This is a genomic window from Streptomyces sp. SAS_270, assembly GCF_052543295.1.
The window spans coordinates 1-8,159 of record NZ_JBMNDS010000153.1 but is presented as its reverse complement, the minus strand read 5'-3'; the positions used below and the strand labels follow the sequence as shown (position 1 = coordinate 8,159).

General features: G+C 69.4%; 8 protein-coding genes. 5 read left to right on the top strand and 3 right to left on the bottom strand.

From position 1 onward, the window contains the following. Positions 1-64: 64 nt before the first annotated feature. Positions 65-2,356 (bottom strand): transglycosylase domain-containing protein, encoded by a 2,292-nt coding sequence (locus ACN6LB_RS45235; protein ID WP_445031020.1) that lies wholly within the window; start codon positions 2,354-2,356, stop codon positions 65-67. A gap of 408 nt (positions 2,357-2,764) precedes the next feature. Between ACN6LB_RS45235 and ACN6LB_RS45230 the strand changes: the two genes are divergently transcribed. Continuing rightward, positions 2,765-3,103 carry a WhiB family transcriptional regulator gene (locus ACN6LB_RS45230; RefSeq protein WP_356133971.1) on the top strand — a complete coding sequence of 113 codons (339 nt, stop codon included), beginning with the start codon at positions 2,765-2,767 and terminating at the stop codon, positions 3,101-3,103. Positions 3,104-3,159: 56 nt separating this feature from the next. Here ACN6LB_RS45230 and ACN6LB_RS45225 read toward each other — a convergent pair whose 3' ends face one another. Together ACN6LB_RS45225 and ACN6LB_RS45220 are read right to left on the bottom strand one after the other, a co-directional pair. Beyond that, complete coding sequence (locus ACN6LB_RS45225) at positions 3,160-4,470, bottom strand: ArsA family ATPase (protein ID WP_356133804.1); 1,311 nt, start codon at positions 4,468-4,470, stop codon at positions 3,160-3,162. Continuing rightward, on the bottom strand, positions 4,467-5,444 hold the full coding sequence (locus ACN6LB_RS45220) for an ArsA-related P-loop ATPase (RefSeq protein ID WP_445031019.1): 978 nt from the start codon (positions 5,442-5,444) through the stop codon (positions 4,467-4,469). The genes ACN6LB_RS45225 and ACN6LB_RS45220 overlap by 4 nt, the downstream gene beginning before the upstream one ends. 94 nt (positions 5,445-5,538) lie before the next feature. Between ACN6LB_RS45220 and ACN6LB_RS45215 the strand changes: the two genes are divergently transcribed. The 4 genes from ACN6LB_RS45215 to ACN6LB_RS45200 all read left to right on the top strand — a co-directional run bounded on the left by ACN6LB_RS45215 (position 5,539) and on the right by ACN6LB_RS45200 (position 8,021). Continuing rightward, complete coding sequence (locus tag ACN6LB_RS45215; protein WP_356133798.1) at positions 5,539-5,700, top strand: DUF4177 domain-containing protein; 162 nt, start codon at positions 5,539-5,541, stop codon at positions 5,698-5,700. Next, the gene (locus tag ACN6LB_RS45210; protein WP_445031018.1) at positions 5,697-6,164 is read left to right on the top strand and encodes a RidA family protein; all 468 of its coding nucleotides are present in this window, start codon (positions 5,697-5,699) and stop codon (positions 6,162-6,164) included. Before ACN6LB_RS45215 ends, ACN6LB_RS45210 begins: the two co-directional genes overlap by 4 nt. A gap of 131 nt (positions 6,165-6,295) precedes the next feature. Continuing rightward, on the top strand, positions 6,296-7,165 hold the full coding sequence (locus ACN6LB_RS45205) for an NUDIX hydrolase (protein WP_445031017.1): 870 nt from the start codon (positions 6,296-6,298) through the stop codon (positions 7,163-7,165). Positions 7,166-7,190: 25 nt separating this feature from the next. Further along, positions 7,191-8,021, top strand: coding sequence for an MBL fold metallo-hydrolase (locus tag ACN6LB_RS45200; protein WP_356133792.1), 831 nt, complete (start codon positions 7,191-7,193; stop codon positions 8,019-8,021). Positions 8,022-8,159 lie beyond the last annotated feature (138 nt).

Below are 8,159 nucleotides of genomic sequence, written 5' to 3'. Positions count from 1 at the left end.
GGGCGCCCCTGAAGCAAGGGGCGCCCCCACCGCCGTATCCGCGATCAGAGACGATCAGAGACGATCAGGGCCCGTTGCCCCCGTTGTTTCCGTTCCCCCCGTTCGACTGCCCCTGAATGAAGCCGTCAGGGAGCGAGAAGCCCGGAGTGGGGAAGTTGCCGCCGTCGGTGGTGCCGCCGTCCGTTCCGCCGTCGGTCCGGCCCCCGTTGTCGCCGTTCCCGTTTCCGTTCCCGTTGCCATTTCCGTTGTGGTCCCCGTTGTCGCCGTCGTCGCGGCCCTTGTGCTTCTCGGGGTCGGGGATGTTGACGAGGTTGAAGTCGAGAGCGGGCTTGCCCTCCAGGGCGCCGGTCATCATGTCGCGCCAGATCGGTCCGGGGACCTCACCGCCGTAGACCTTGGGGCGGTAGACGCCGCCGATGGTGATGTCGACCATCCGCCGCTTGTGCGTGGGGTCGCCGACCCAGACCGCGCCCGCCATGTTCGGTGTGTAGCCGACGAACCAGGCCGCGTAGCGGGAGTCCGTCGTACCGGTCTTACCGGCGCTCGGACGGCTGCCGAGGCCCGCCTGCTGGCCCGTACCGTCCTCGACCACGCCCTTCAGGAGCGTGCTGACCGTGTCGGCGGTGGTCTCCGACATCGCCCGCGAGCAGGTCGACTTCGGGACTTCGAGGGACTTCTTCGCGCCGCCGACCTTCTGGCTGATCGAATCGATGGCGATCGGCGTGCAGTACATGCCGCGCGAGGCGAAGGTCGCGTAGGCGTTCGCCATCGTCAGCGGAGACATCTCCTGGGTGCCGAGCGCGATCGACGGAGCCTGGTCCATCTTGCGGCCGTCCGCGCGGTCCGCGCCCAGCTTCGCGGCCATCTCGGTGACCGGGCAGATGCCGATGTCACTGATCAACTGCACGTAGTAGGTGTTGACCGACTTCGCGGTCGCTTCCTTCATGCCGTACGGGCCGTGCTCCGACTCGTTCTCGTTGCTGAGGTCGGAGCCCTCGGTGTTCACCCAGCTCTTGCCGTCGCAGACGGAGATCGGGCTCGGGTACTCCATCTGGTACGGCGACGAGTACTGCTGTGTCGCGGACTTGCCGCCCTCTATGGCGGCTGCGGCCACGATCGGCTTGAACGTCGAACCGGGCTGGTAGCCGGCGCCGCCGCCCATGTCCTTGTTCACGGAGAGGTTGATCTGCGTCTCGTGCTTGCCGAAGCCGTACGGACGGGACTGGCCCATGGCGAGGATCTTGCCGGTGCCGGGCTCGACGACGGTGGCGGCGGTCGCCACGTCGTCGCTCTTGTTGACGTGGTCCTTGATCGACGCCTGCGCCGACCTCTGCGCCTGCGGGTCGAGGGTCGTACGGATGGTCAGGCCGCCCTGGTTCCAGACCTTGGCCCGGGCCTCCTTGGTCTTGCCGAAGACCGGGTCGCTCAGGAACACCTCGCGCACGTAGTCACAGAAGAAGCCGGCGCCCTTGACCGCCGTGATGCAGCCGTTCTTCGGCTTGCTCACGTGCAGCCCGAGCGGCTTCTCCTTGGCCGCGTCGGCCTCCTGCTGTGAGATGTCGTGCACCTCGGCCATGCGCTGCAGCACCGTGTTGCGGCGCTTGGTGGCCTCCGCCTCGTCGTTGACCGGGTCGTACCGGCTGGGCGACTGGACGATGCCGGCGAGCAGCGCCGACTCCTGGAGGTTCAGCTTCTTGGCCGGCTTGGAGAAGTAGCGGTGGGCGGCGGCCTCGACGCCGTACGCCTGCTCGCCGAAGAACGTGATGTTCAGGTAGTTCTCGAGGATCTTCTTCTTGCCGAGCTTCTCCTCGAGCTGGATCGCGTACTTCAGCTCGCGGATCTTGCGCCCGAGGGTCTGCTGGGTGGCCTCGGCGACCTTCGTCGGGTCGTCGCCGGCCTCCTCGACGAAGTAGTTCTTCACGAGCTGCTGCGTCAGCGTGGAGGCGCCCTGGGCCACTCCGCCGTTCTGCGCGTTCTGGTTCACCGCGCGCAGGATGCCCTTGAGGTCCACCGCGCCGTGTTCGTAGTACCGCGAGTCCTCGATCGCGACGATCGCCTTCTGCATGTACGGCGACATGTCCTTGAGGTCGATGATCGTGCGGTCGCGTGAGTAGACCGTGGCGATCTGGCCGCCGTTGTTGTCCAGGATCGTGGTGCGCTGGCTCAGCGACGGGCTCTTCAGGTTGTCGGGGATCTCGTCGAACCCCTTGACCGATCCCTTGGCCGCGAGACCCAGGGCACCCGCCGCAGGCAGCGCGATCCCGGCCATCACGGCTCCCGCGAGCACACTGACACCGAGGAACTTGGCGGCCTGCTGCGTTGGCGACAGACCACCGCCCGAGCGCTTCTTTGGCATGAGGGCAGCCTACGTTCTCATTCGCCGGACACGCGTATATGCCTTGGCCTAAGCTGCTCTCAACTGTCACAGCAGTGCGGCCACGTATCAATACGTCCGGCGACCCCGAATCGTTCCGGAAGTCTTCCTACTTTTTCAGTGGGGGCGTGTCCGACTCCGCCTCATGTGTCACCAGGCGTCCGTTGTGACTCAACTGAACTGTCCCGATTCGTCGGGATACTCACGCATGTCCTCAGGTCACTCCGTCGGGTGATCTGCCGCTTACGCATAGTCCGTTCGGGCCATTCAAGATTGGGCCCGAAGGGGGTGTTGCGCTGTGCCCACCTTCCGTAACGTCCTCAACTGGCGGCGGTGAATATGCCGCTGCCGCCGTGGGGGAGCCTCGATTCGGGAGAGGACGGCGCCGGTATGGGCTGGGTAACCGACTGGAGTGCGCAGGCGGCCTGCCGCACTACCGATCCAGATGAGCTGTTCGTTCAAGGAGCAGCGCAGAACAGGGCCAAGGCAGTGTGCACCGGATGCCCGGTGCGCACGGAGTGCCTCGCCGATGCGCTCGACAACCGCGTCGAATTCGGCGTGTGGGGTGGCATGACGGAGCGGGAACGCCGCGCACTGCTGCGCAGGCGGCCCACCGTCACCTCCTGGCGTCGGCTGCTTGAGACAGCGCGTACGGAGTACGAGCGAGGGGCGGGGATCCTGCCCTTCGACGAGGAAGAGGTGTACGAGCACTACGTGGCGGTGGGCTGAGGGCGTTCTCTCCGAAAGGTCTCCGGAGGATTCCGGGAGGTCCCCGGGGGTTTCTCTCAGGCGCTCGCCTCGGGCAGCTCCGGCCGGTTGGCCGCGAGCCGGTCCCCGATGTCCCGCAGCCCCGCGAGGTCGTGCACATCGCCGGGTAGCGCGGCCACTTCGGCGACTTCCACCTCCGGGTGGAGCGCGGTGAAGCGGTCACGCATGCGCTGCTCGCGGGAGAGCAGCCGCATGCGCTCGGCGTGCAGCTTCAGAAGGCCTGCGGTGAGGTGTTCCACGGTTCCGTCGGAGACGGGGGAGCCTTCGTCGGAAACGCCGGCGTCGGAAGCGGCGGCCGGGTCAGCGGGAGATTCTGATCCTGAACTGCCGTACGTGTCGGGAGAGTTACGAAGTCCAGCTTTCCCGCCCTCCTGATCCACAATGCGGGCGTCCTCAAGATTTTCCGCGGCGGCGAGCGCCCGCTCGGCCGACAGCTGAGCGGCACCGCTGCCGTGCACCCGGTTGAGGACCAGCCCCGCGAACGGCATGTCCTCGGCGGCCAGTCGTTCCACGAAGTAGGCGGCCTCGCGCAGCGCGTCCCGCTCCGGGGCCGCCACCACCAGGAAGGCCGTGCCGGGCGCCTGCAGCAGCTTGTACGTGGCGTCCGCGCGCGTACGGAACCCGCCGAACGTGGTGTCCATGGCGGCCACGAACGTCTGGACGTCCTTGAGGAGTTGCCCGCCGAGCAGCTTGCCCAGGGTGCCGGTCATCATCGACATCCCGACGTTCAGGAACTTCATCCCGGCGCGTCCGCCGAGCTTCGCCGGAGCCGTCAGCAGCCGGATCAGCCGCCCGTCCAGGAACGAGCCCAGCCGCTTCGGCGCGTCCAGGAAGTCCAGCGCCGAGCGCGAGGGCGGTGTGTCGACGACGATCAGGTCCCACTCGTCGCGCGCCCGCAGCTGCCCCAGCTTCTCCATCGCCATGTACTCCTGCGTGCCCGCGAAGCCCGCCGAAAGCGACTGGTAGAAGGGGTTGTTGAGGATCGTTGCGGCCCGCTCACGGTCCGCGTGCGCCTCGACGATCTCGTCGAAGGTGCGCTTCATGTCGAGCATCATGGCGCACAGTTCGCCGCCCGAGGACTCGTCGATGCCCTTCACGCGGCGCGGGACGTTGTCGAGCGAGTCGATGCCCATCGACTGGGCGAGCCGGCGTGCCGGGTCGATGGTGAGGACGACCACCTTGCGGCCGCGCTCGGCCGCTCGCAGTCCCAGGGCCGCCGCCGTGGTCGTCTTGCCGACGCCGCCCGAGCCGCAGCACACCACGATGCGGGTCTTCGGGTCGTCGATCAGCGGGTCGACGTCGAGCACGCGCGCGGGGTCCAGACTCATGACATCCCTTGCTTCCGCAGGTGGGTGGCCAGCTCATAGAGGCACGAGAGGTCCATCCCCTCGCTGAACAGCGGCAGTTCGTGCAGTGGCAGACCCAACTCGGCCAGCACGGCGCGCTGTTCGTGCTCCAGCGTGTACCGCTCGACGTACTCGTCGGCCTGCCGCAGCAGCGGGTCCACCAGCCGCTCCGCGTTCCCGCCGCGGCGCGCCCCGCCGAGGCCGGCGGCGGACAGCGACTGGGCGAGAGCGGTGCGCGGCAGCGCCCGTACGTGTTCCAGGGCGACCGCGTCCAGCACCTCGGGCCGCACCATGTTCACGATGATCCGGCCCACCGGCAGATTCGCCGAACGCAGCTCCGCGATGCCGTCCGCGGTCTCCTGGACGGGCATCTCCTCAAGGAGTGTCACCAAGTGGACCGAGGTCTCACGGGACTTGAGGACGCGCATCACGGCCTGAGCCTGGTTGTGTATCGGGCCGAACTTCGCGAGGCCCGCCACCTCGTCGTTCACGTTCAGGAAGCGGGTGATGCGCCCGGTCGGCGGGGCGTCCATGACCACGTAGTCGTACGCGAACCGGCCGCTCTTGTCCTTTCTGCGGACGGCCTCGCAGGCTTTGCCCGTCAGGAGGACGTCCCGCAGCCCGGGCGCGATCGTGGTCGCGAAGTCGATGGCGCCGAGCTTCTTCAGGGCCCGGCCCGCGCCGCCCAGCTTGTAGAACATCTGGAGGTAGTCCAAAAGGGCCAGTTCGGGGTCGATGGCCAGTGCGTACACCTCCCCGCCCCCCGGAGCGACGGCGATCTTCCGCTCCTCGTAGGGCAGCGCTTCTGTCTCGAAGAGCTGCGCGATGCCCTGTCTGCCCTCGACCTCGACCAGGAGAGTGCGCTTCCCCTCGGTCGCGAGGGCGAGCGCGAGGGCGGCGGCCACCGTGGTCTTACCGGTACCGCCCTTGCCGCTGACGACCTGGAGCCTGCTCACGTCTTCGAGCCTAACCACTCCGCGCGCGGAGTAAGCGGGAGGCTGTGGACAACGTGTGCGAGAGGCTCCGGTGACAGCGGATACAGTCGGCCGCATGACCAAGTGGGAATACGTGACTGTGCCGCTGCTCGTCCATGCCACGAAGCAGATCCTGGACACCTGGGGCGAGGACGGCTGGGAGCTCGTCCAGGTCGTGCCCGGGCCGAACAACCCCGAGCAGCTGGTGGCCTACCTGAAGAGGGAGCGGCAGGCATGAGCGCGGTCGAGGACAGGCTTGCCGAGCTCGGGCTGACGCTGCCCGCCGTTGTTCCGCCGCTCGCCGCGTACCAGCCCGCCGTGCAGTCCGGCGTGTACGTCTACACCGCCGGCCAGCTGCCGATGGTGGAAGGCAAGCTTCCGGTCACCGGCAAGGTCGGTGCCGAGGTCACGGCCGAGGAGGCCAAGGACCTGGCCCGCACCTGCGCGCTGAACGCGCTGGCCGCGGTCAAGTCCGTCGCGGGCGACCTGGACCGCATCGCGCGGGTCGTGAAGGTCGTCGGCTTCGTGGCCTCCGCCCCCGACTTCACCGGCCAGCCCGGTGTCCTGAACGGTGCCAGCGAGCTGTTGGGCGAGGTTCTCGGCGACAAGGGCGTGCACGCCCGCAGCGCGGTCGGCGTGGCCGTGCTCCCCCTGGACGCGCCGGTCGAGGTCGAGGTCCAGGTGGAGCTGACGGAGGCGTAAGCCGTACGTCAGCCGCACCGCGGCTCGCGGGGCCCCGGCCCCGCCGGGGTGCCCCGTCCCGTCCGGGACGCCCCTGGAGCAGGCGATTGTTGCCTCTCGAACATCAGCGCACTACGGGATAGCCTCCGCCCATGGCGAATGGGCAGTGGTATCCCCCGGAGTGGCCGGACCGTATCCGCGCGCTGGCGGAAGGCACCCTCACCCCGGTCACCCCGAAGCGGGCGGCCACCGTCATGCTGCTCAGGGACAGCGACGGCACACCTGCCGTGCACATGCTGCGCAGACGCGCCTCCATGGCCTTCGCCGGAGGCGCGTACGCGTATCCGGGCGGCGGCGTGGACCCCCGTGACGACGATCACCGGATTCGCTGGGCGGGTCCCACGCGCGCGTGGTGGGCCGAGCGGCTGGGCGTCGACGAGACCTCCGCCCAGGCGATCGTCTGCGCGGCCGTACGGGAGACGTACGAGGAGGCGGGCGTCCTGCTCGCCGGACCCAGCGAGGACACCGTGGTCGGCGACACCACGGGCGAGGAGTGGGAGGCGGACCGAGCAGCCCTGGTCGCCCGCGACTTCTCCTTCGCCGAGTTCCTCGACCGCAGGGGACTCGTGCTGCGCTCGGATCTGCTCGGCGCCTGGACCCGCTGGATCACCCCGGAGTTCGAACCCCGCCGCTACGACACATGGTTCTTCGTGGCCGTCCTCCCGGAGGGCCAGCGCACCCGCAACGCCTCCACGGAGGCGGACCGCACGGTGTGGATCCAGCCGCGCGAGGCGGCCGAGGGGTACGACAAGGGCGAGCTGCTCATGATGCCGCCCACCGTCGCGACCCTGCGCCAGCTCCTCCCGTACGCCACCGCCGCCGACGCCCTCGCCGCCGCGCCGGCCCGCGACCTCACCCCCGTCCTGGCGCAGGCCCGGCTGGAGGACGGCGAACTGGTCCTCTCCTGGCCCGGCCACGCCGAGTTCACCAAGCACATCCCGAAGGGCGGAGCCCCCGCATGACCGACGTCCCGGAAGGCCCCCACGCATGACGGACGCAGCCGCCCTCCCCGGTCAGCCACGCGGCGGGGTGCTCTCCGGCCCCGCCACCCCGCGAGCCGTCAACGTCCTGGCGCCGAACGCGTCCGCGATGACCCTGGACGGCACGAACACCTGGGTGCTCGCCGAGCCGGACTCGGAACTGGCGGTCGTGGTCGACCCGGGTCCGCTGGACGACGCGCACCTGCGCGAGGTCATGGCCACCGCCGAGAAGGCGGGCAAACGGGTCGCGTTGACCCTGCTGACGCACGGGCATCCCGACCACGCGGAGGGCGCCGCACGGTTCGCCGAGCTGACGGGGACCAAGGTGCGGGCCCTCGACCCGGCGCTGCGGCTCGGCGACGAGGGGCTGACTCCCGGGGACGTGATCACGGTGGGCGGACTCGAACTGCGCGTCGTGCCGACGCCCGGCCACACCTCCGACTCGCTGTGCTTCCATCTCCCGGCCGATCAGGCGGTTCTGACGGGTGACACCGTCCTGGGGCGCGGTACGACGATGGTGGCCCACCCGGACGGCCGCCTGGGCGACTATCTCGACTCCCTGCGGCGGCTGCGCTCGCTCGCGGTCGACGACGGTGTCCACACGGTGCTGCCCGGCCACGGTCCCGTCCTCGAAGACGCCCAGGGCGCCGTCGAGTTCTACCTCGCCCACCGCGCGCACCGGCTCGCCCAGGTCGAGACGGCCGTCGAGAACGGCCACCGCGCACCGGCCGAGGTCGTCGCCCACGTGTACGCCGACGTGGACCGCTCCCTGTGGCCGGCGGCCGAGCTGTCCGTCCGCGCCCAGCTGGAATACCTGCGCGAGCACGGGCTGATCTAGGGGGCTTCTGACGGATCTTCGCGGCATCGCGACGCCCATGTCCTCGGGCCGGGCATCCCGATGGCTGTCCTCGGATCGGCCGTCCCGGGATCGAGTGTCGCCGGGCAGGGCGTCCCGATGGCCGGCCCCGGATCGGCC